This is a genomic window from Nocardia sp. NPDC101769 (assembly GCF_044766925.1).
Lineage (GTDB): Bacteria > Actinomycetota > Actinomycetes > Mycobacteriales > Mycobacteriaceae > Nocardia.
The window spans coordinates 67,496-92,012 of sequence record NZ_JBIWMX010000031.1 but is presented as its reverse complement, the minus strand read 5'-3'; the positions used below and the strand labels follow the sequence as shown (position 1 = coordinate 92,012).

7 protein-coding genes are annotated in these 24,517 nt (G+C 67.3%); 4 read left to right on the top strand and 3 right to left on the bottom strand.

Annotated elements, in window-relative coordinates; genetic code table 11:
• Positions 1–22: 22 nt before the first annotated feature.
• The 3 genes from ACIRRA_RS35695 to ACIRRA_RS35685 all read right to left on the bottom strand — a co-directional run bounded on the left by ACIRRA_RS35695 (position 23) and on the right by ACIRRA_RS35685 (position 3,604).
• Positions 23–304 carry an acyl carrier protein gene (locus tag ACIRRA_RS35695; RefSeq protein ID WP_402777389.1) on the bottom strand — a complete coding sequence of 94 codons (282 nt, stop codon included), beginning with the start codon at positions 302–304 and terminating at the stop codon, positions 23–25.
• Positions 305–342: 38 nt separating this feature from the next.
• The gene (locus tag ACIRRA_RS35690; protein ID WP_402777386.1) at positions 343–2,088 is read right to left on the bottom strand and encodes a fatty acyl-AMP ligase; all 1,746 of its coding nucleotides are present in this window, start codon (positions 2,086–2,088) and stop codon (positions 343–345) included.
• 232 nt (positions 2,089–2,320) lie between these two features.
• Complete coding sequence (locus ACIRRA_RS35685; protein WP_402777383.1) at positions 2,321–3,604, bottom strand: cytochrome P450; 1,284 nt, start codon at positions 3,602–3,604, stop codon at positions 2,321–2,323.
• A gap of 107 nt (positions 3,605–3,711) precedes the next feature.
• On the opposite strand from ACIRRA_RS35685, the gene ACIRRA_RS35680 reads away from it, so the two are divergent.
• From ACIRRA_RS35680 to ACIRRA_RS35665, 4 genes are all read left to right on the top strand, one after another.
• On the top strand, positions 3,712–5,346 hold the full coding sequence (locus ACIRRA_RS35680) for a GMC oxidoreductase (RefSeq protein ID WP_402777429.1): 1,635 nt from the start codon (positions 3,712–3,714) through the stop codon (positions 5,344–5,346).
• Between the two features lie 30 nt (positions 5,347–5,376).
• Positions 5,377–6,246 (top strand): SDR family NAD(P)-dependent oxidoreductase, encoded by an 870-nt coding sequence (locus ACIRRA_RS35675; protein ID WP_402777380.1) that lies wholly within the window; start codon positions 5,377–5,379, stop codon positions 6,244–6,246.
• A gap of 378 nt (positions 6,247–6,624) precedes the next feature.
• Positions 6,625–23,826 (top strand): amino acid adenylation domain-containing protein, encoded by a 17,202-nt coding sequence (locus ACIRRA_RS35670; RefSeq protein WP_402777377.1) that lies wholly within the window; start codon positions 6,625–6,627, stop codon positions 23,824–23,826.
• The gene (locus ACIRRA_RS35665) at positions 23,823–24,509 is read left to right on the top strand and encodes a DUF6875 domain-containing protein (RefSeq protein WP_402777374.1); all 687 of its coding nucleotides are present in this window, start codon (positions 23,823–23,825) and stop codon (positions 24,507–24,509) included. The genes ACIRRA_RS35670 and ACIRRA_RS35665 overlap by 4 nt, the downstream gene beginning before the upstream one ends.
• The last annotated feature ends 8 nt before the right edge of the window (positions 24,510–24,517 follow it).

Genomic DNA, 24,517 nt, shown 5'->3' with positions numbered 1-24,517 from the left:
GCCGCCTCCGAGCCTTGACCGCTCATGCCGCGGACTCACGGTGCAGGACGGCCTCGTTCGCGATGTATCCGGCCAGTTCGGCGATCGTCGGATAGTCGAACACGACGGTGGCGTCGAGCTCGAGATCCCACTCGTCCTCGACCTCTCCGCACAGGCTCACCGCGGACACGGAGTCCAGGCCGAGCTCGGCCAGCGGCAGCCTGGTGTCGACGCTGTGCTCGGGCTGGTCCAGATAGCCGGCGACTCGCTCGACCAGCCACTCGATGATCGTCGCTGCCGCACCGGCAGCCGTGTGCGTGTGCATCGTGGTGATCCCCTTACGGTTTCGGTTTCGGTGCCGGATCAGCCGAGGTCGGCCAGGGCGCGGGCGCGCAGCCGCTGGACGGACGGTTCGATCTGCTCGTGCAGCACCGAGCCGATCGTGTTGTCGAAGAAGGCCGCTCGCATGGAGCCTCGCTGCACCTTGCCGCTGGTCGTGCGGTGCACGCTGCGGTGCTCCACCAGCACCACATTCGGCGCCGGCAGCTCGAACACCGCGGCCACGGTGGCGCGGATGCGGGTTGCCAGCTCGGCGGGGGTCGATTCGCCCAATGCGGTGGTCCGCACGCCCTGGATCACCAGCAACCGCTCCTGCCGGCCGGTTTCGACGGCCAGTGCGACTCCCAGCGAGTCGGCGAGTGCCGGATGCTCCGCGCGGACGGCTTCCTCGATGTCGTGGGGGTACAGATTGCGGCCGTTGACGATGATCAGGTCCTTCAGCCGGCCGGTCACGAAGAGCTCGCCGTCATGGATTGCGCCGAGGTCGCCGGTGCGCAGGTACGGTCCTCGCCCGGCGAGATGGGCACCGAACTTCTCGCAAGTGGCTTCCGGTCGGTTCCAATAGCCTTGTGCCACACTGTATCCGGTGATCCAGATCTCGCCGACCCGACCATCGGGCAGCGCCAGCAGCGTGTGCGGATCCACGATCCGGATCTCCATCCCCGCTACCGCCGGCCCGTTACCGACCAGCCGGGTTCCGTTCTCGGCCGACACCAGCCGGTGGGCTTCGAGCTGGGCTGGATCGATCGTCAGATACTCGAGCGGACGCCCGGGCCGGCGGACGGTCCCGATCAGCGTCGCCTCGGCCATGCCGTACCCGGGGGCGAAGACGTCGGCGGCGAATCCCGCCGGGCCCAGCCGCTCGATCACCGTCTCGAGGGTCCGTGGCCGGATCGGTTCGGCACCGACGAGGGCCACCCGCAGCGACGACAGGTCGAGCTCCGCCAGCTGCGCGTCGCTCACGCGCCGGGCGATCAGGTCGTAGGCGAAGTTCGGTGCGACAGTAATGCGGGCGCGGTAGCGGTGGATGGCCTCGAGCAGGCTCGCCGGTCGCTCGAGGAACGTCATCGGCGACATGAAGACCAGGCTCGCGCCGTCGTACATCGGCTGCAGCAGCATGCCGATCAAGCCCATGTCGTGGAAGTGCGGCAGCCATCCGACCGTGGTGTCGAGATCGGTGACGTCGAGGGCCGCGCTGGTGGCGGCCGCGTTGTGCACGAGATTGCGGTGGGTGACCACCACACCCTTGGGCTCACTGGTGGAGCCGGAGGTGTACTGCAGGAATGCGACTGTGTCAGCGTCGATTTCGGGCAGCGCCCAGGCCTCCGGATCGCCGAGCTCGGCGGTGTCGGTCGCGGCGACCGACACCGGCACGCCCGCCTCCCGGGCCCAGGAGGTGAGCGGATCCCGGAATTCACCGGTCGTCAGCACCAAACCGGTCCCGGTGTCCGCGAATATCCCCGCAACCCGCTGCATGCTGCGCGCATCGTGCGGAACCGGGGCAGGTACGGCGATCACCCCCGCATACAGGCAGCCGAGGAAGGCCCGCAGGAATTCGAGTCCGGGGGGATACAGCAGCAGCACCGGCCGGTCGGCCTCCGGGCGTCGCGACAGCCAGACCGCCATCGCCCGGGCATCGTGGTCGAGTTCGCGATAGCTCGCCGACTGCTCGATCAATTCGCGGCCCTGCTCGCGGAGATACGTGTAGCGCCGGGTGTCGCCATAAGTAGCGGCCTGACCGCGAATATGCGTGACGAAGGTGGACTGCATTCGTGAACTCCCGGGCTCCGATTCGTGTACCAGGTGCGACAGATTTGCTGGACATTTGTCGCGCTGCTTGGAAAAGAATCTTCCGGCCCGGCGCTTGCGCCGAATAGCCACCAAAGGTGGAGATCACCCTCACCCCCTGAGCCACATTCCCGGTGGAGGGGTCCCCGCCGCACATCCCGAACCGCCGGCAGCGGCGGAAGGCCGGCGATCGAATCGTGCCGGTCAGCGGTGGCTAGTCGGCGAATACCTTGGCGGGCATGGAGCGGTAGGCGTGCAGGTTTCGCAGGGGATGCGGGATCGGCGGGCCGTCCAGGCGCAGATCCGGGTACCGCTCGAAAAGGGCTCGTAGCGCGATGGCGCCTTCCAGCCGGGCGAGGCGGGCTCCCAGGCAGCCGTGTATCCCGCTGCCGAACGCGAGATGTTCCGCGGCGTTGTTCCTGGTCACAGTGAATTGCTGGGGATTGGGGAAGACCCTGGGATCGTGGTTGGCTCCGGCCAATGACAGCAGGACCACGGAACCCGATTTGATGCGCTGATGATCGATATCGACGTCACAGTTCGCGACCCGGCCGGTCATCCGCACGGGACCGTCGTAGCGCAGGATTTCCTCGACTGCGTTCCGCCACAGCTCCGGCTGATCGGCCAGCAGTTCCAGCTGGTCCGGATGGCTTGTCAGCAGGGCGATTCCGTTGCCGAGCATGTTCACCGTCGTCAAGAATCCGGCGTCCAGTAGCAGGGCCGCATTGGCCACCTGCTCGCGGCGGGTGAATTCGTCGGTTGTCACCAGCATGCTGAGCACGTCATCTCGTGGCTCGGCGGTGAGCCTGTCCAGGTGCTGGTCGAAATACTCTTTGACCTCCGCGAGGTCTTTGAGGGCGTCGCGGTAGGTGGTCCAGGCCAGGCCTCGTTCGAGCAGCGGGGCACCCGAGTCTCCCCATTTCAGCAGGGTCGAATGCATGTCGGGCGGCAGCCCGAGAATTTCGGCGATGATCGTGACGGGCATCTGCGCGGAGAAGTCGCCGATCAGATCGGGTCGAGGATTCGATTCCAAGCGGTCGATCAGGTCATCGGCCACTTCGGCAACTCGCTCCTCCAGCGTCGCGATCGCCTTCGGGCCGAATGCGTGCCCGACCACGCGTCGGTACCGGGTGTGATCCGGCGGATCGGTCACCAGCATCGAGGGCGGTTCCCCGAGGTTGGGGAGGCCCGGATCCGTCTTGGCCAGCATCCAGCGGATCGGCTTCGGCAGGGCTGGATGGTTGGGCGAGACCACGCCGAAGCGCCGGTCCCGGAGGATGAGCCGGCAGATCTCGTAATCCGCGGTGATGTACACCCCCGAGATCCGGGTAATTCGGCCCCGCCGCCGGATCTCCTCGATATACGGCGATGAGCCGAGCAGGCCGTCCGGATAGAGGGCGAGATTCCCCAGCGGCTCACCCCGGCGCGCCGACCACCGGAGGTAGGTCCGCAGGAAGCCGTGCATGAGCAGCCATCGAGTCCATGTGCGAGTCAACATTTGTCACCTCATCACCCCTGACCGCTCCCTATGATAGTGATTCGCTATGGGCTGTCGCAGCTGCTGGGGGTGATGGAGTGACGTTCGGATCAGGCGAGGGGCCCACCATGGACAGGCGCTGTTTCGTCAAGGGTGTCGGCGCGGTTGCGGCGATGCTGGGCCTTGCGGGCGTCGGCGCGGCCACGTCTGTCGCGCGGGCCGATAATTTCGGCCAGAGCCCGAAGACGCCGATCTATCGCACACTGGTGCCGGAGATCTTCGCCCCCCTGCCGGATCCCGCCGATCATGTACCCGCGATCGTCGTCGGATCAGGGTTCGGGGCGTCGGTCACCGCGCTGCGCCTGGCGGAGTCCGGGATCGACGTCGCAGTGCTCGAGCGCGGATCGCGCTGGCCGAATGATCCGTGGCGCAACATCTTCGCCGTCGACACGATTCCGGATGGCCGCGGCTTCTGGCATCGCACCACCTTCACCGGGGCGAACAGGATCCGGGTGGCTGTCGATCCGTTCGGCGGGGTCCTCGATGTTCGCAGCTATCCGGGCATCGATGTATGGCGCGCGGCGTGTGTAGGCGGTGGCTCGGTCGTGTGCACCGGGGTGATGATCGAGCCCGAGCAGCGGTTCTTCGATCAGGTGTTCGGCGGTGTTGTCGACTATCGGGAGATGCATGACGTCTACTACCCCAGGGTCCGAAAGATGTTGCGGCCCAGCCCGATACCGGACGACATCTACAACTCCTGCGCGTTCACGCACGCCCGCGCCTGGGACGAACAGGTCCGCGCGGCCGGATATACGCCGCAGCCCATCGACGGCGCCTGGAGGTGGGACGTCGTCCGCGACGAGCTGGCCGGGCGATCGATGGCCTCCGCGACGGTGGGCTGTTCGAACCTCGGCAATTCCAACGGCGCGAAGTTCGATCTGAACCAGAACTATCTGCGTTGTGCCGAGGACACCGGCCGTGCCCGGATCTACCCGGGCCATCGCGTGGACACCATCGCCGAGGAGCCGGGAGCGCCGGGGCGCTATGCCGTCGCCGTGACCAAACTCGCTCCGACCGGCGAGGTGCTCCGCAGCCGGACGCTGACCTGCGACATGCTGTTCCTGGCCGCGGGGTCCCTCGGCACCTCCGAGCTGTTGGTGCGCGCGCAGGCGACCGGCACGCTGCCGAACCTGAACGAGTACATCGGCGATGGCTGGGGCAGCAATGGCGACGTCGCCCTGGCCCGGCCCCTCACCACGCTCGACGTGGGCACGCAGGGCGCGCCCTCCGCGAGCCGGATTCTGGACGAGGGGGACGCACCCGTGGCGCTGGAGAGCTGGTTCATCCCCGGCACGACGCCCCTCGACATCGGCCTGCTCGGGTCGCTGGGCCTCGTGCTCGACGACACCCGCGGCCGGTTCGTCTGCGACCCGGCCGATGGGCGCGTAGACCTGCTGTGGCCACCCGACGGCGCCGCCGGTTATCTCGCGCGAGCACGCGAAGTCAACGACACCATGATCGATAGCGGTCAGCCGTTTGCTCGATCGGGCCTGGACGCGGACGCGTCGTTCACCGCCCATCCCTTGGGCGGCGCAGTGATCGGACGCGCGACAGACGAGTACGGCCGGGTGTGTGGCTACCGGAACCTCTATGTGATGGACGGGGCGGCGGTGCCCGGTAGCACCGGAACGGTGAACCCTTCGTTGACGATCAGCGCGCTGGCCGAGCGCAATATCGAACAGATCATCGGTTCCGGCGGGTAGTGGAACAGTCCGGCGATACAGTCGAGAGCTGTGGACGAGACTCCGGTCGCACACCGTCGGCGGTCGCTCGCCGAACGGGTGGCGATCCGGCTGCTGTACCCGACATTCCGGCCCACCGAGGAGTCCTTACGGGAGGCCGTCGCCGGCAAGGTGGTACTGGTGACCGGAGCCTCGCACGGTATCGGCAAGGCCAGTGCGCGGAAGCTGGCCGCGGCGGGGGCGGTGGTGCTGCTGGTGGCGCGTTCCCGGCCCGAATTGGAGCGGCTGGCCGCCGATATCACGGCCGCCGGCGGCGCAGCCCACGCCTACCCGACCGACCTGACCGACCCGGACGCCGTCGACCTGCTCGGCCGGACGCTGCTGGCCGAGTACGGGCACGTCGATGTGGTGATCAGCAACGCGGGAAAGTCGATTCGGCGCCCCATCGCCGAGTCCTACGACCGCTTCCGCGATTTCACCCGCACCATCGACATCAACTATCTCGGCCCGGTGCGACTGCTGCTGACTCTGCTGCCCGATATGCGGGCACGCAGGCAGGGGCACATCGTGAACGTCTCCACCTGGGGTGTGCTCATGCCGCCGAGTCCGCGCTGGTCGGCCTACGGTGCCTCGAAAGCGGCCTTCGACGTCTGGCTGCACAGCGTCGCCGCCGAAATCGCCGGTGACGATGTCACCACCACCTCGGTCTACATGCCACTGGTCCACACCAGAATGAGCGCGCCGACCGACTTCGGCCGGATGCCCGGCCTGACCGTCGACGAAGCGTCCGACCTCATCACGTACGCCGTCACCGCCAAACCCCGCGACGTCGCGCCATGGTGGGCAGTCCGGGTCCAAGCCTGGTCCGCCGTCCACCGCGACCGGGTCCAGCGCTTCATGGAACACCGGTTCGACCGCTGAAGATCGGACCGGGCCTGTGGGCCGGGCCAGCGTGTCGTCCCCATTACTATTCGGCGTCATTCTCATGGCAAATGTATGGAGATTGCATCGCACCGAATAATTTCGAAGGCCGACCCGGTGCAAATGCGGAAATAGAGAGAGATTCAGTCGTCGAATCGAACGCAAGAAGTCGCTGAATCGTTGCTGTTCGGTTGCGGCGGTGTCCCTGGTGAAGTCTTGGGGAATGCCCAGCGCACTGTGCAGCTTCCTTGTGGATATGGAAACTATCCCAGCGTGCGGCGGTGTACACGAACGTATCGTCCGGCTTATACTGGCCGCGGTCGGGGTTTGCAGGAAATAATGCGCGAATAAAGCGCGGTCCAGGGTTAGAGGGAAGTAATGACTGCACCGCGACCGCAGCCCGACCCTGGCCGAGGATCGAGCGGAAATGCCGAGCCGGGCGCGTCATCCACACAGTTGATACCGCTGTCTGCCGGGCAGCAGGGGTTGTGGCTGGCGCAGAAATTGAGTCCGGATGTGCCGATCTCCGAGGCGCAGTATGTCGAGTTCCATGGCGACCTCGACGTCGAGCTGCTGCGTGAGGCGGCGATTCGAGCCGGCCACGAGTTCCAGTCCGGGTATCTGCGACTGGTCGAGATCGACGGTGAGCCGTATCAGCGGTACGACCCGTCGCTGAACATGACGGGACCGGTGATCGATGTCCGTGGTGCATCGGATCCCGTCGCAGCCGGCCTGGAATGGATGCGCAGGGAGTACACGGCGCCGCTGGATATGACCCGGGACCTGTTGGTCGCAACGGCGATTGTGCAGGTGGGGGATCGGCATCATCTGCTGTACTGCCGGAGTCATCACGTCGCACTGGACGGCTACGGCGCGATGATGATCGTGAACCGGATTGCGGAGCTGTACACGGCGGCGGCGCAGGGCCGCACCGCAGAGCCCAACCGGCCGGCGGACATCCGCGCCCTCTACGAGGCCGACCGCAGCTACCGGGAGTCGAAGCGGTTCACCGACGACCAGGCCTATTGGGTGAGCCGACTCACCGGCGTCGGCGAGGAGTCCAGCCTGGCCGCCGGGCAGGCGCCCGCGTGCGCGGACAGCGTTGTCGCAATCACCGAACTGTCGGCGGCGACGATGGGACGGATCGAACATTCGGCGAAAGTAGTGGGGGCGAGCCCGGCCGCGGTGGTGATCGCCGCTTTCGGCTGTTACCTGGGCCGGAAGACCGGCCGCGACGAGGTCCTGGTCAACATTCCCGTGTCGGGTCGCACGACCGCCGTGCTGCGGCGATCCGCGGGGGTGTTCGTCAACGTGGCACCGCTTCCGATCGTCCTCGATCCACAGGACACCGTCGCGACGCTGGCGCTGCGGGTGCAGTCCGACCTGGTGGGCGTGTTGCGGCACCAGCGGTGCGGCCTCCCCGACATTCGCACGGCCACCGGGACCCGTGGCGCGGAGCGCCGCTTCGCGGGTCCCGTCGTGAATGTCATGCTCTTCGACCAGAAGCTCCAACTCGGGTCGGTGACCGGCGAATTCCATATCCTCAGCTCCGGCCCGGTCGAGGATGTGCTGGTCGACGTGTATCGGACCGGGGATCCGCCGCGGACGATCCTCCAGTTCTTGGCCAATCCCAACCTCTACACCGACCTCGAACTGTCGGCGCACTCCACCGGATTCGCGGAGTTCATCGACGAATTCGCCGCCGCCACATCGGACACCGAGCTCGGACAGGTCCACCCCGGCGGCGCCGCCGAAAGCGCCGGGATCCGCCGCCGCCGCGAGAACCTGGTCTTCTGGCGGGATACCCTCGCGGATCTTCCCGAGGAGCTTCGTCTGCCGTTCGATAGGCCGCGGTCGGCGGTGATGTCGAATCGTGCCGCGACTGCGGATTTTTCGTTGGATGCGGGCTTGGTTCGTGGGTTGGAGGATTGTGCGCGGCGGCATGATTCCTCGGTGTTCACGGTGGTTCATGGTGCGTTGGCGGTGTTGCTCGCGCGGATGAGTGGCGGCACCGATATACCGGTCGGCACGACGGTCGACGATGTGCGCGGGATGTTCGCAAACACCTTGGTGCTGCGGACCGAGATCGATCCGGGGGAGTCGTTCGCCGATCTGCTCGGCCGGGTCCGGCAGGTCGATCTGGATGCGTTCGATCATGCCGATGTCGAGTTCGAACAGGTGGCGGACCAGCTGTCCCGGTCGCGACACCGCTTGTGCCAGGTGACGCTGGCATTCCGGAACGCGGAACCTGCCGCACCGGAACTACTCGGCCTCGAACTGCCGGAGGTCGGCCTCTCCAGCGAAATAGTCTGCTCCGACCTGCAATTCGTCCTGTCGGCAGACCACGGCGGCAGCGACATGACCGCCGCGGTCACCTTTGCCACGGACCTGTTCGAGGCCGCGACGATCGATTCCTTGACACGTCGGTGGATCCGGATTCTGGAGTCCGTGGTGGCCGATCCGACTGTTCCGGTCGGAGCGATCGACGTGCTCGAGCCCGCGGAGCGAGCCGATCTGCTGGCGCGTCACGGTGCGCCCGCGGTGGCACCGGTCACCCTGCCCGAGCTGCTGGCTACCGCGGTTGCGGTGGATCCTGATGCGGCGGCGATCGTGTCCGGCGGCCGGGAGTTGAGTTACCGGGAGGTGGACGAGCGTTCGAATCGGTGGGCTCGGCAGCTGATCGAGCGGGGTATCGGTCCGGAGGATGTTGTTGCGATCGGTATCCCGCGTTCTGCGGATTCGGTGCTGGCGGTGTGGGCGGTTGCCAAGTCGGGGGCTGCCTTCCTGCCGATCGATCCGGCCTATCCGGTCGAACGCGTCGCCCATATGGTGACCGATTCGAGGGCGGCGGTCGGCCTGACCGTGGCATCCGTCCGCGCACGGCTGCCTGATGAGATCGATTGGCTGACAGCGGATTACCTCGATGAGGGCGACGATCGGCCGGTCACCGACGGTGATCGGGTGCGTCCGTTGCGTGTCGACGATATCGCCTATGTCCTCTATACCTCCGGATCGACCGGGCTGCCCAAGGGCGTCGCGGTCACCCATCGAGGACTGAACAACTGCGCCATCACGCACCGGGATGCCATCAGCATCGGAAACCGATCTCGCATAATGCATCTGGCTTCACCAAGCTTCGATGTCTCGGTCCTGGAACTGCTGTTGTCGCTGTGCTCGGGCGCGACGATGGTTGTCGCACCCGGTGACAGCTTCGGCGGTGACGAACTCGCCGAACTCCTCGACCGCGAACACGTCAGCCATGCCTGTATTTCGCCCTCGGCACTGTCGACCATCGACCACACCCGTTGGCTATTACCGGATTTGGGGCATCTGATCGTCGGTGGCGAAGGCATCGGCACCGAGCTGGTCGAACGGTGGAGTGGTGATCGCGAGCTGTTCAACGAATACGGGCCCACCGAGACCACGATCGCGGTCACCCTGACCGCTCTGGCGGCGGGGGAATTGGTCACGATCGGCCATCCGATCCGCGGCGTTTCGACATGGATCCTCGACCAGCGATTGCAGCCCGTGCCCGTCGGTGTGGCGGGCGAGCTGTATGTCGCCGGTGGCCTATTGGCTCGTGGGTATTACCGCCGGGCGGGGTTGACGGCGGAGCGGTTCGTGGCGTGTCCGTGGTTGCCGGGCGAGCGTATGTATCGGACCGGTGATGTGGTCCGGTGGTCGCCCGATGGTGCGATCCAGCATCTCGGCCGGTCCGATTTCCAGGTCAAAATTCGCGGTCTTCGCATCGAGCTCGGTGAGATCGATTCCGTTCTCGCGGGTCACGCGAGTGTCGACTATGCCGCCACGATCGGCCATCGCGCCGATTCGGGAACTCAGTCGCTGGTCTCGTATGTTGTTGCCGCGCCGGGGCATTCGATCGATCCCGTACTTCTGGCGGAATATGTCGCCGATCGTGTGCCGTCGTATATGGTTCCGTCCTCGATCGTGGCGCTGGACCGGATCCCGTTGACACCCACAGGCAAACTCGATCGTAAGGCGCTGCCCGAACCGGTGTTCGCCGGCAACAGGCCGTACCGGGCACCGCGAACACCGATCGAGCATCTCATCGCCGAGACCATCGCCGGCGTGCTCCACCTCGACACCATCGGTATCGACGACTCCTTCTTCGCCCTCGGCGCAGACAGCCTGGTCGCGACCCGAGTCGCAGCGCGCCTAGGGGCCGCGCTGAATATCGAAGTTCCGGTGCGGCTGTTGTTCGATGCGGCCACGACCGCGGAACTGGCCACCCGTATGGAGCAGGAGGCACTATCGGGGCGGCGACCGCGCCCACCATTGATCGCCGGTCCGCGCCCCGATCTCGTGCCGTTGGCGCCGGCGCAACAACGAATGTGGTTCTTCAACCAGTACGACACCGCCTCCGGGGCATACAACATGCCGATCGCCCTTCGGCTGCGTGGCGAATTGAACGTCGATGCCCTGCGGCTGGCCCTGATCGACGTGCTGGCCAGACACGAATCGTTGCGAACGCGGTACCCGGATCACGACGGAATGCTGATCCAGGTCATCGAATCCGTCGACCACGTGGATCGGGAACCCATTCTGGCGACGGTCTCATTCAGCGAACTGGTCCCGGCGATAGCCGAATTCGTGACCGAAGGCTTCGACGTGAGCACCCGGGTGCCGGTGCGTGCCCGGCTGTTCCGCGTGACCGATACCGAGGAATCGGAACACGTGCTGGCCGTCGTGGTGCATCACATTGCCGCGGACGGCTTCTCCATGGCGCCACTGGCTCGTGACGTGACGACCGCGTATGCCGCCCGGATCCGCGGTGAGGCCCCGTCGTGGACACCGCTGCCCGTCCAGTACGCGGACTATGCCCTGTGGCAGCGAGCGACCCTCGGCTCGCCGGACGAACCGGAATCGCTGTGCGCCCAACAGATTCGATATTGGACAGACGCATTGGACGGAGTTCCCGACGAGCTCGATCTGCCGTTCGACAGGCCGCGTCCGGCAGTGATGTCGAATCGAGGCGCGACGGCGAATTTCCCGTTGGGTGCGGGGTTGATTCGAGCATTGGAAGATGCTGCACGGCAGCATAATTCTTCGTTGTTCATGGTGATTCACAGTGCGTTGGCGGTATTGCTCGCCCGGATGAGCGGGTCCGCCGATATTCCGGTCGGTACGCCGGTCGCGGGGCGTGGTGTGGCGGCGCTCGACGATATGGTCGGGATGTTCGTCAATACGTTGGTATTGCGGACCGAGATCGATCCGGGAGAGTCGTTCGCCGATCTGCTCGTCCGGGTGCGGCGGGTCGATCTGGATGCGTTCGACCATGCCGATGTCCCGTTCGAGCAACTGGTGGACCGACTGGTTACGCATCGATCCCAGGCGCGCCATCCGCTGTTCCAGGTGATGCTGGCATTCCAGAACCTGGAACCGGTGAAGCTGGAACTGCCCGATCTCGAACTGTCGGTGGTCGACCTCCCCAACAACGTTTCCCGCTTCGACCTGCAATTCATACTCTCGCAGGACCACGACAGCGGCGACATGACCGTCGCGGTCACCTATGCCACGGATTTGTTCGATGCCGCGACGGTCGATTCTCTCGCACGTCGGTGGATCCGGATTCTGGAGTCGGTGGCCACCGATCCGACGGTTCCGGTCGGGGCGATCGACGTGCTCGAGCCTGCCGAACGAGCCGATCTGCTGACCCGCCGCGGTGCTGCTGCTGCGGCACCGATGACGCTGCCGGATCTGCTGACCATGGCGGCTGCGCAGGATCCCGACGCGTCAGCGATCGTATTCGCCGGGCGGCGGGTGAGTTATCGAGAGTTGGATGAGCGTTCGAATCGGTTGGCGCGATTGCTCATTCGCCGGGGTATCGGTCCGGAGGACACAGTCGCTATCGGGATGCCGCGTTCCCCGGACTCGGTGCTGACGGTATGGGCGATTGCGAAATCGGGAGCGGCTTTCCTGCCGATCGATCCCGGTCATCCCAGGGAACGCACCACGCACATGATGACCGATTCGGGGGCGGTCATGGGTGTGACCGTGCCGTCTGTACGCGCCCAGTTACCCGACGATATCGACTGGTTGACACCGGACGACCTCGATCGCACCGACAATCTCGATCGCACCGACAATGTCGAGGCAGCCGACAGTCGGCCCATCACCGACGGTGAACGGATACGTCCACTGCGTATCGACGACATCGCTTACGTCATCTACACCTCCGGATCGACCGGACTACCCAAGGGCGTCGCGGTCACGCATCGAGGCCTGGACAACTGCGTCGCCGAGCACCGGGATGCCCTGAGCATCGAATCCGATTCTCGTACACTGCATATGGCTTCACCGAGCTTCGACGTGTCGGTATTGGAATTGCTGTTACCGCTGGGTGCCGGCGCCACCATGGTCATCGCGCCCGGCGATGTCCACGGCGGTGACGAACTCGCCGACCTGATCGCCCGCGAACGGGTCAGCCATGTCCTCATGACACCGTCCACGCTGTCGACCATCGACCACACCCGTTGGCCCCTACCAGAGTTGACACACCTGATAGTCGGCGGCGAGGACTACGGCACCGAAGTGGTTCAGCGCTGGGGTGACAGCCGCGCCATGTTCAACGAATACGGGCCTACCGAAACGACCATTGCCGCGACACTGAGCACGCCGCTGGCGGTGGGTGATGTGGTGACGATCGGTGGTCCGATCCGTGGCGTGTCGGAATGGATTCTGGATCAGCGGTTGCAGCCCGTGCCGGTCGGTGTGGCGGGTGAGTTGTATATCGCCGGTGGTCTATTGGCTCGTGGGTACCGCGGTCGGGCAGGTACGACCGCGGAGCGTTTCGTCGCGTGTCCCTGGATGCCGGGTGAGCGGATGTATCGGACCGGGGATGTGGCTCGGTGGGCGGCCGACGGGGCGGTCGAGCACCTGGGTCGTTCGGATTTCCAGGTGAAGATTCGGGGTCTGCGTATCGAGCTGGGGGAGATCGATTCGGCGCTGGCGGCTCACGAGGCTGTGGGCCATGCGGTGACCGTTGGTCGTCGCAGTGATTCCGGAGCTCAGTCATTGGTTTCGTATGTTGTTGCGGCACCGGGTTTTTCGATCGATTCCGCGGTGCTGACCGAGTATCTGGCCGATCGGTTGCCGTCCTATATGGTTCCGGCGTCGATCATGGTGTTGGATCGTATTCCGTTGACGCCGATGGGGAAGCTGGATCGTAAGGCGTTGCCGAAGCCGGTGTTCGCTGGAGACAAGCCATTCCGGGCGCCCCGGACGTCGACCGAGCAGACTATTGCCCGGTGTTTCGCGGATATTCTGGGTGCCGAAACCGTCGGTATCGACGACTCCTTCTTCGCCCTCGGCGGAGACAGCATCATGTCGATCCAGCTGGTGACTCGGGCCAGAGCAGCAGGCGTGGTGTTCTCCCCACGCGACGTGTTCGAGCGCAAAACCGTCGCCGGACTCGCCGAGGTCGCCATCCACGAGGGCACTGCGGCGACATCCCTTCCGGCGGAACCTCCCGGCGCAGGCGTGGGCCAGCTACCGCTGACACCGATCATGCGCGAGTTGCTCGAGCGGGCGGGGTCGGCGTGCCGCCGCTACTCGCAGGCGATGATGCTGCGTCTGCCGGCGGGGATCGACCGGCGGCAGCTGGCCGACGCCGTGCAGGCGGTACTCGATCGGCACGACATGCTGCGTGCACGACTGACCCCGGCCACCGACGGGCAGTGGATGTGGGAGGTGCTGCCGGCCGGAACGATTCGCGCCGACGATGTTCTCGTGCGGGTGCCGATGGAAGCGGGAGGCGTCGAGTTCCTTGCGTTGGCGGCAGCCGAGCTGGATGCCGCCGCGGACCGGCTCGATCCGGGAGCCGGGATCGTGACGCAAGTGGTCTGGTTCGACCCGGCGAGCACCGCGGAGCCGGGCACGGTGCTGGTGGTGGTGCATCGTTCGGCGATCGATCGCGGCTCCTGGCGGGTTCTGGTGCCCGATCTCACGGCCGCCTGGGCGCGGACCTCCTCCGGCGAGCGACCCGATCCGGTCCCGACCGGGACGTCGATGCGGAGCTGGGCGCACGGGCTGGTCGAGGCGGCCCAACGCCCGGAGCGCGCCGCCGAACTCGCATTGTGGCAAACGATGACCGCCGGGGACGATCCGATGATCGGATCACGGCCCCTCGACCCCGCGATCGATGTGGTCGCGACCGCCCGCACCGTCCGGGTCGACGTCGACCCCGAAGTGACCGAGGCACTGCTGACCACGGTGCCCGCAGCTTTTCACGGCAGTGCGAACGACGGGCTGCTGGCGGCCTTGGCGGTGGCGATCGCGAGGTGGCGGCGCGAGCACGAGACAGCGGCTGCCGCGGGCCCATCCGCGGACGTGACGATCCGTCTCGAAGGGGACGGCCGTGCGGAAGGCGTCGTCCCGGGCTCGGATCCGACGCGCACGGTCGGCTGGTTCGCCACGAGTTTCCCGATGCGCCTGGATCTTTCGGGCATCGATCTCGACGACGCGTGCGCGGGCGGGCCGGCGCTGGGGGCAGTGGTCAAGTCCGTCAAGGAACAGCTCCTCGCCGTCCCGGACCACGGGATCGGCTACGGCCTGCTGCGGTATCTCGACGAGGACGCCGGACCGATCCTCGCCACGGCGCGGCCGCAGATCGCGTTCAACTACCTTGGCGCCGAAGCGATTCCGGCGGCCGGATGGGCGCCGGTGGATGTCGGTGACGCGTCGGGTGCGGCAGAGCTCGCCGGCACACAGCAGCCGGATATGCCGGTGCCCGCGGTGCTCGACATCAATGCCCTCGTCGTGGACGACGCGAACGGGCCACGGCTACAAGCGATCTGGTCGTATCCCACCGGGGTGCTCACCGCCGATGCGGTGCGCGAGGTGGCGGAGTCGTGGCGTTCGGTCCTGACCGCGTTGGCGACGCATGTCCGCCGTGCCGGGAGCGGGGGACGAACGCCGTCGGATCTGGCGCTGGCCGGGCTCGGCCAATCCGACATCGAGCGAGTCGAGGACCGGTATCCGGGCTCGAGCGACGTCTGGCCCCTGGCCCCACTGCAACAGGGGCTGCTGTTCCACGCGCTGGTGTCCGAGCAGTCGGTGGACGCCTACATCACGCAGCTGGTGCTCGAGCTGCGCGGCCGGGTCGACCCAGGGCGGCTGCGCCGAGCCGTGCACGTACTGCTCGACCGGCATGCGAATCTGCGCACCGCATTCGTCACCGACATCGGTGCCGGACCGGTGCAGGTGGTCGACGACGACGCCGAGGCGCCGTGGACGGAGCTGGATCTGTCCGGGCTGGATGACGGTGCACGCGAACGCGAGTGGACGCTGCTCATGGCCGCGGACCGCGCCAACCGGTTCGACCCGGCTCGTGCCCCGCTGCTCCGCTGGATGCTGGTCACCACCGGGCCGGGGCAGTACCGGCTGGTGCTGACCAATCATCACCTGCTGCTCGACGGCTGGTCGACGCCGCTGCTCCTGCAGGAGCTGCTGGTGCTCTACGCCACCGACTGCGATGCCACGCTGCTGCCGCAGGTGCGCCCCTACCGGGACTTCCTGACCTGGATCGCCCGGCAGGACCCGGCCGAGTCACTCGACGCCTGGGCCCGTGCGTTCGACGGCGCCGACGAGCCGACCCTGATGGCGGCGACCGATCCCCGCCGTCGCTACACCGAATCCCGCGAGGTCCTCGGAGAACTCACCGAGGCGCAGACCGCGGCGCTCACGGGCCGCGCACGGTCCCGCGGAATCACGCTCAACACCATGATCCAAGCGGCCTGGGCGATCGTGCTGAGCGCGTTGACATCCCGGAACGATGTGACGTTCGGTGCCGTTGTCTCCGGACGGACCCCGCAGATCGCGGGTATCGAATCGATGATCGGGCTGTTCATCAACACGGTCCCGGTGCGCGTCCGACTCGACGCCACCGAGACCCTCGGGCAATTGCTCGACCGCATTCAGGCCGAGCAGGCCGCGCTGCTCGATCACCAGTTCATCGGTCTGGCCGACATCGAGCGGGCGGCCGGGCCGGGGGCGGTATTCGACACGATGACGGTGTTCGAGTCCTTCCCGGTCGACCGCCACGGGTTGACCGCGGACACCGACATCGCCGGCATGCGGCTGGTCGACGTGACCGGCGCCGACGCCGCGCACTATCCGCTGGGCGTGGTCGGCCGGGTCGACTCGCGACTGCACCTCGAGATCAAGTACCTGCCCGAGCTCTTCGACCACGACACCATCGCTGCCACCCTGCGGCGGATGCTGGACGTGCTCGGCGACATTGCCGCCGACCCGGATCTGCCGCTGGCCCGGATGAATCTGCTCTCGCCGCAGGAGTACCGCGAATTGGCGCCGGTATCAGGCGATCCCGCGATGCCGGAGCGGGTGCTGCCGGAGCTGTTCGCGGCGACGGTGGCGCGGGATCCGGGGGCGGTGGCGGTGGTGTGCGGGGACCGGCACTGGACCTATCGCGAGCTCGATGCCGAGTCGAATCGGTTGGCGCGCTTGCTGATCGGTCGAGGTGCCGGACCGGAGACGAATGTCGCGGTCGCGTTGCCGCGCTCCTACGAGTCGGTGCTCGCAGTGTGGGCGGTGGCGAAGTCGGGGGCGGCATTCGTCCCGGTGGATCCGCGCAATCCGGGGGGCCGGATCCAGCACATGCTCGGCGATTCGGGCGTCGCGACAGGAATCACGCTGTCGGAGTGGAGGAATCGACTGCCCGGATCGGTGCGGTGGCTGGTCCTCGACGATCCGGCGGTCGAAGCGGAGGCGGCGGAGTTGCCGGCTGCGCCGGTGACCGATGCCGAGCGAATTCGGCCGGTCCGGGTCGATCAGGCCGCGTACGTGATCTACACGTCCGGCTCGACGGGTGTGCCGAAGGGCGTCGTGGTCTCGCACCGGGGGTTGGCGAACCTGGTGGCCGAGCAGTGCACGCGGTTCGACCTCGGGCCGGCCGCACGGGTGCTGTATGCCGCGTCTCCCGGTTTCGACGCGGCGGTCCTGGAACTGCTCTGGGCGTTCGCGTCCGGCGGGCGGCTGGTGATCGCGCCGCCGACCGTCTTCGGCGGAATCGAACTGGCGCAGATCATTTCGCAGAACTCGGTGACCCATGCGGCGCTGACTCCCACGGCCCTGGGCACGGTCGACCCGGCCGGGCTGCGGAACCTCGGGACGGTCGTGATCGGTGGCGAAGCGCCCCCACCACGACTGGTGTCACGGTGGGCGCCGGGCCGGAAACTGTTCAACACCTACGGTCCGGCCGAGGCCACGATCCAGACCGATGTCGGTGCGCCGATGGTGCCGGGCGAGGCCGCGACGATCGGCGGACCGATCCGCGGCGTCGGTGAGGTCGTACTCGACGCGTGGTTGCGTCCAGTGCCGCTCGGCGTCGTCGGAGAGCTGTACCTCACCGGTCCGGGACTGGCTCGCGGCTACCGCAACCGGACGGGTCTCACAGCGTCGCGGTTCGTCGCCGATCCGTTCGCGGACCGCGGGCAGCGCATGTATCGAACCGGAGACCTGGTGCGGTGGCTGCGGCTACCAGAGGGAGGTCTGACCCTCGACTATGTCGGTCGGACGGACTTCCAGGTCAAGATTCGTGGCTTCCGCATCGAGCTCGGTGAGGTCGAATCGGGTCTGCTGGCCTGCCCGGGAGTGGCTCATTCGGTGGCGGCCGTGCACCGCGGCTCCACCACCGGCGATCGGTTGATCGGGTACGTCGTGCCCGAGCCCGGCACCGACCTGGACCCCGTCGCCGTCCTCGCGTTCGCCGAGCAACGATTGGCCCCGCACATGGCGCCGGCGACCGTGATGGTGCTCGACACGCTGCCGATGACGGAAACGGGCAAGATCGACCGCCTCGCGCTGCCCGAGCCCGACTTCAGCACGGGCCGAACCGAATTCCGGGCGCCGGTCACCGAGACGGAGACGACGCTCGCGGGACTGTTCGCCGAGGTATTGGGCATCGACACGATCGGGCTCGACGACTCGTTCTTCGCCCTGGGCGGAGACAGCATCATGTCGATCCAATTGGTGACGCGGGCCAAGGCGGCGGGTCTCGTGCTGTCCGTGCGCGAGGTGTTCGAGCGTAGAACGGTTGCCGGACTGGCCCAGATCGCGGTCCGCGACAGCGCCGCGGCGGCCGCCCTTCCGGCCGAACTGCCCGGCGGGGGTGTGGGGCCGATGCCGTTGACGCCGATCATGTGCTGGATGCTCGAGCGTGGCGAATTCGACCGCTTCTGCCAGTGGGTGATGCTCACGCTGCCGGCCGGCATCGAGCGGACCGCCATCGCGGCGACCGTGCAAGCGGTGATCGATCATCACGACATGCTGCGGGCCCGGCTCCGGCCCGACCCGGCACACCCATCGGGCTGGGCAGTGCAGGTGCAGCCGACCGGGGTATCCGCCGCCGGACTGATCCGGCACGTGCCGGTGGATGTGGCACCGGACAGCAGCGCGTTCGCCGCGATTGCCGAGAGGGAGGCACGCGCGGCCGCCGAGCGCCTCGACCCCGCCGCGGGAGTCGTGCTGCAGTTGGTCTGCTTCGACTGCGCCGACGGACCGGGCCGGCTTCTGGTCGTCGCACACCACCTGGTGGTGGACGGAGTGTCGTGGCGAATCCTCGTTCCCGACCTTGCCGTCGCGGGAGCCCAGGTGGGTGCCGGGCAACGGCCGCAGCTCATGCCCGTCGGTACGTCGATGCGACGCTGGGCGCACGCTCTCGACACCGCTGCCGCGAACCTCGACGAACTCGACTGGTGGCGTTCCACACTCGCCGCCGAGGAGCCGCCGATCGGGACGCGCCCTCTCGACCCGGTCGTGGACCTGCAGGCCACCGTCGCCACTGTTCGGGTCACGCTGCCCACCGCGGTGACCCGCGCGGTACTCACCACCCTGCCCCAGGCGTTCCGCGGCAATGTGGACGATGCCCTCATCGCCGGGCTCGCGCTGGCGCTGACCCGGTGGCGGCGCCGCCACGGCGACAACATCACCGACACGCTGCTCACGCTCGAAAGCCACGGGCGCGACGACACGGTCCTTCCGGGTGCCGACCTCACCCGCACGGTCGGATGGTTCACCACCACCTACCCGGTGCGGCTCGACCTGTCCGATATCGACATCGATGACGCGTTCGGCGCCGGCGCTGCCGCGGGGGCGGTCGTCAAATCGGTCAAGGAACAACTCCGGCGGGTCCCCGGCCACGGGATCGGCTATGGCCTGCTGCGCTACCTCGACACCGATACCGCCCGCATCCTGGGTGCGCTGCCCGACCCTCAGGTGAGTTTCAACTATCTGGGTCGGTTCGACACGATTCCGGACGCATTGCGCGACACCGGGTGGATGCCCGCCGGGGCCGATACTGCCGGCGGCGCCCAGCCCCCCGAAGCATCCGTGGCAGCCGTGCTGGGCATCAACGCGGCAACCGAGGACACGCCGGACGGACCTGCCCTGACCGCGTCCTGGGACTACCCGGCCGACCTGATCACCGCGGCCGAGGTCACCGAACTCGCGGAACTGTGGCGCGACGCGGTGACGGCTCTCGCCGCCCACGCCTCCCGGCCCGGCGCGGGCGGGCTGACGCCCTCCGACGTCGGCCTCGTCGACCTCGACCAGGCCGCGATCGACCGGCTCGAGGCCCGGTACCCGAAGCTGGACGATATCTGGTCGCTCACGCCGCTCCAGGCGGGGCTGCTGTTCCACGCCCAGCTCGCCGACGGTGCCCGCGACGACTACATCGTGCAACTCCGGATGGAACTCGGTGGGCGCGTCGATGCGGACCGGTTACGCCGCGCCGCACAGACTCTCATCGGACGGCACCCGAACCTGCGGACCGCGTTCGTTCACGACGGACCCGGCGAGCCGGTCCAGGTGGTACACCGCCGTGTCGACGTGCCGTTCACCCGGATCGACCTCGCCGAATACTCCGACACCGCGGCCGCGCTCGATCAGCTCATGGACGCTGACCGGCACTTCGACATGACCGCGGCCCCGCTGTTGCGACTGACACTGATCAGCACCTCCCCGCAGCGATACACGCTGCTGCTGAGCATGCATCACATTCTGATCGACGGCTGGTCCACCCCACTGCTGATCCGGGAACTGCTGATCCTCTACGCCGGCGACAGCGACCCCGGCGCCCTGCCCCCGGCGCGCCCCTACCGCGACTACCTGGTGTGGCTGAAAACCCAGGATCAGCAGGCGGCGGAAACGGCGTGGGCCCGGACCCTCGAGGGCGTCACCGAGCCGACTCTGCTGGCGCGCGCGGACCGCGGCCGCCGGCACACCGCCGCCGCGCGCGAAGTCCGGGTACAACTGAGCGAACACCGCACCGCAGCCCTGGTCGCGGTGGCCCACCGGCAGGAGAGCACCCTCAACACCGTCGTCCAAGCCGCCTGGGCGATCGTGCTCGCCAGCGCGACCGCGCGCGAAGACGTCGTCTTCGGCACCACCGTCTCCGGACGCCCCCCGCAGCTCCCCGGCATCGAATCGATGATCGGCCTGTTCGTGAACACCGTGCCGGTCCGGGTCCGGCTCGACTACGGCGAAAGTCTCGCTCAGCTTCTCCAGCGAATCCAGGCCGAACAAACTGCGCTGCTCGACCACAACCACCTCGGGCTCGCCCGGATCCAGCAGACGGCCGGGTCCGGCGCGATGTTCGACACCGTGACCGTCTTCGAGTCCTACCCGGTCGACGCGGCCGGGTTGTCCGAAGACACCGACATCGCCGGGATGCATGTTCTCGATGTGCACGGACGAGACGCCGCGCACTACCCGCTCGGCCTGATCGTCCATCTCGATACCCGGCTGGAGCTGACCTTCAAATACCTGCCCGAACTGTTCACACAACACCAGATCGACGCCCTCGCCGGCCGGGTGCGGCGCGTGCTCGACGCGATCACCGACGACATCGATCTCTCATTCCTGCGAGTCCAGCTGCTGTCGCCGGATGAACTGGCCGCCTTGGTACCCGTGCGCGGTGGTCCCGGCGCGGCGACATCGACGTTGCCGCAGGTGCTGGCGGCCGCAGCGAGGTCCGACGCGGACGCGGTGGTCTGTGCGACCGAAAGGTTGTCCTACCGCGAACTCGACGAAACCTCGAACCGATGGGCGCGGATACTGATCGAGGCCGGAGCAGGACCGGAATCCTTGGTGGCCGTGGCGTTTCCGCGCTCCATCGACGCCGTGATCGGCGTGTGGGCGGTCGCCAAGACCGGCGCCGCGTTCGTTCAGATCGACCCCACCCAGCCCGAAGACCGGATCAGCGGCATTCTCGCCGATGCCGGTGCCATCGCCGGGCTGACCGCCGAGACCTATCGACACCGGCTGCCGGAGGCCACGTCGTGGCTCAGCCTGGACAGTCCCGGATTCGCCGCGAGGGCAGCGTCGGCGCGCGTCACCGCGATCGACGACAGCGAGCGCACGGCCACACTACTGCCGGAGCATCCCGCGTACCTGATCTACACCTCGGGCTCCACCGGGACCCCCAAGGGGGTAGTGGTCACCCATACCGGGATCGCGAATCTGGCCGCCGAAGCGCGGGAGCGGTTCGGCCTCACCTCGTCCTCTCGAATGCTGGCTGCGGCCTCGCCGAGCTTCGACGTGTCGATCCTCGAATGGTTCAGCGCCGCCGCCGCCGGAGCCACCCTGGTGCTCGCACCGGAGCGAGTGGCCGCCGGCGCCGAACTGGCCGAGCGGATCACCGCCGCACACGCCACCCATGCGGCATTCACCCCGACCGTGCTCGAATCGCTACCCGCCGGCGAACTCGATACCCTGCACACCCTGATCCTCGGCGGCGAGACCTGCCCACTGGATCTGGCAAACCGATGGGCGCCGGGCCGCACCCTGATCAACACGTACGGGGCTACCGAGACCACCATCCTGAGCTGCGCCGACGTCCCCCTGACCGCGATCACGGAGAGTCCGCCGCTGATCGGCGGCCCTGCTCGTGGGTTCTCCGCCGTAGTGCTCGACGGCAGACTGCGCCCGGTCCCGCCCGGAGTGGCCGGCGAACTGTATCTGTCCGGACCGGGCGTCGCCCGCGGCTACCACGGGCAACCCGCACTCACGGCAGCTCGATTCATCCCCGACCCATACGGGCCGGCCGGGACCCGCATGTATCGCACCGGCGATCTGGTCACCTGGACCGGTGACCGGCGGCTCGAATACCTGGGCCGCAGCGATCTGCAGATCAAGGTCAACGGCCATCGCATCGAACCCGGCGACATCGAAACCGCATTGTGCGGCCACCCCGCCGTCTCCCGTGCCGCCGTCGCGGTCCACACCCGGCTCGACGGTGTCGACCAGCTCACGGGCTATGTGGTGCCCGCCCCGCACACCACACCGGATGCCGCAGCGCTGACCAGGCACCTCGCTACCCGATTGCCCACCCACATGATCCCCACCACCATCGTGACGCTCGACCGGATACCCTTCACGACCACCGGCAAACTCGATCGCAACGCCCTGCCCGTACCCGACCTGCGCGGTCGGTCTCGGTTCCGGGCGCCATCCACCCCGCTCGAGGCGACCGTCTGCGCTGCCTTCACCGACACCCTCGGCATCGAGCGAATCGGAGTCGACGACGGCTTCTTCGCTCTCGGCGGCAACTCGCTGGCCGCCACCCAACTGGTGGCGCGGCTCGCGGAGTCCACCGGTGTCACCGTGCCGCTGCAGTGGCTCTTCACCGATCCGACGCCGCAGGCGCTGGCCCGCCGCATCGAGAGCCGCCGCGACGGCCTCGCAGGGCAGGACGTCGACGGACATGATCTCGACGGGGCGCTCGCCGTCATGCTGCCCCTGCGGGCTGCCGGAACCGACCCGCCGCTGTTCTGTATTCACCCGGCGATCGGATTGGCTTGGGGTTTCAGCGGACTCGTGCAGCACCTCGATCCCGACCGTCCCGTCCGAGGGCTGCAATCTCCCGCGCTGTCCGACCCCACCGTGCGGTTCGACACCCTCGACGAACTCGCCGCCCGCTATGTGCAGGAGATCCGGTCCGTCCAACCGCACGGTCCCTACCATTTGCTCGGCTACTCGCTCGGCGGCACCATCGCGCACGCGATTGCGGTCCAACTCCGCCGCGACGGCGACTCCGTGGCCACCCTGGCCATGATGGACACCCGCGTCGTCACGGCCGACAGCTTCCGGGCCCCCACCCCCTCGGTGGCGACGATGCTCGCCGAGTTCGGCGGTTTCGCGGTTCCGGACGGCCACACCGAGCTGACCGTCGAGGCCGCAACCGAGTTGCTGCACCGGCAGGGCGGCCTCTTCACCGAGGTGACCTCCGAGCATCTCGTGAGCTTGCAACGCGACTACACCCGGCTCATCGACCTCACCTGGAGCCATCGGCCGGGACTGTTCGACGGTGATCTGATCTACTTCAGCGCCGTCGACCACCACGTCGACGGGTCTTCTCCTGTTCGTGCCTGGAACGACCACGTCACCGGGCGTATCACCGAGCACCGGATTCCCGTTCAGCACGAACGAATGACCGGTCAGGATTCGCTCCGCGCGATCGGTTTCGTCCTCACCGAGCACTTCCGGTCCATCCACACCGCCCACACGGAGTCACAAACCCCAGCAAGGACAAGCCGATCATGAACACCGACCGAATCGTCGGAACACGTTCCGGCGTCGAGCCAGTCAACCTGTTCGACCCCGATCGGGCAGCCGGTAACGGCCTGCACCCTCATGTCGCCGAACTGCGTCGGTGGATGGTCGGATACCTGTGCCAATCTCACCCCGACCTCGGCCGGCCCGGTAATGTCTGCCCCTACACCAGCCACGCCATCGCACTGCGATCCCTGTGGGCCGCATTCATCACGGGTCGTGATATCGACCGCCAGCGCATCAGCGCAATAGTCGCCGACCTCTACGATCTGTTTCCCACCCTGCCACCCCGGGACGAACCCGATTCCAAACTCAAAGCCGTCATCGCGGTCTTCCCCGACCTGACCGAATACGCCGACATCGACACCGTTCAACACGACCAGAAAACCAAATTTGTCGAACAGGGCCTGATGCTCGGCCAGTTCTACCCGGGCTGCACCGTCCCCGGGCTGCACAACCCGGCCTTCCCCGCACTCGACGCACCGCTGCCAATGCTCGCCATCCGCTACATGGCCCCCACCGATTTCCCATTCCTCAACGCCCGCCACGACTGGATGGACTTCTACCTCAGGATCTTCGCCCCCGCCATCCCCAAGTTCATCGCCACCGCCATGTCCGACAGACTCGTCGTGACGCCCGACGCCCCGACCGACCTCGGCCCTGACGGCCGGTGACGCTACCT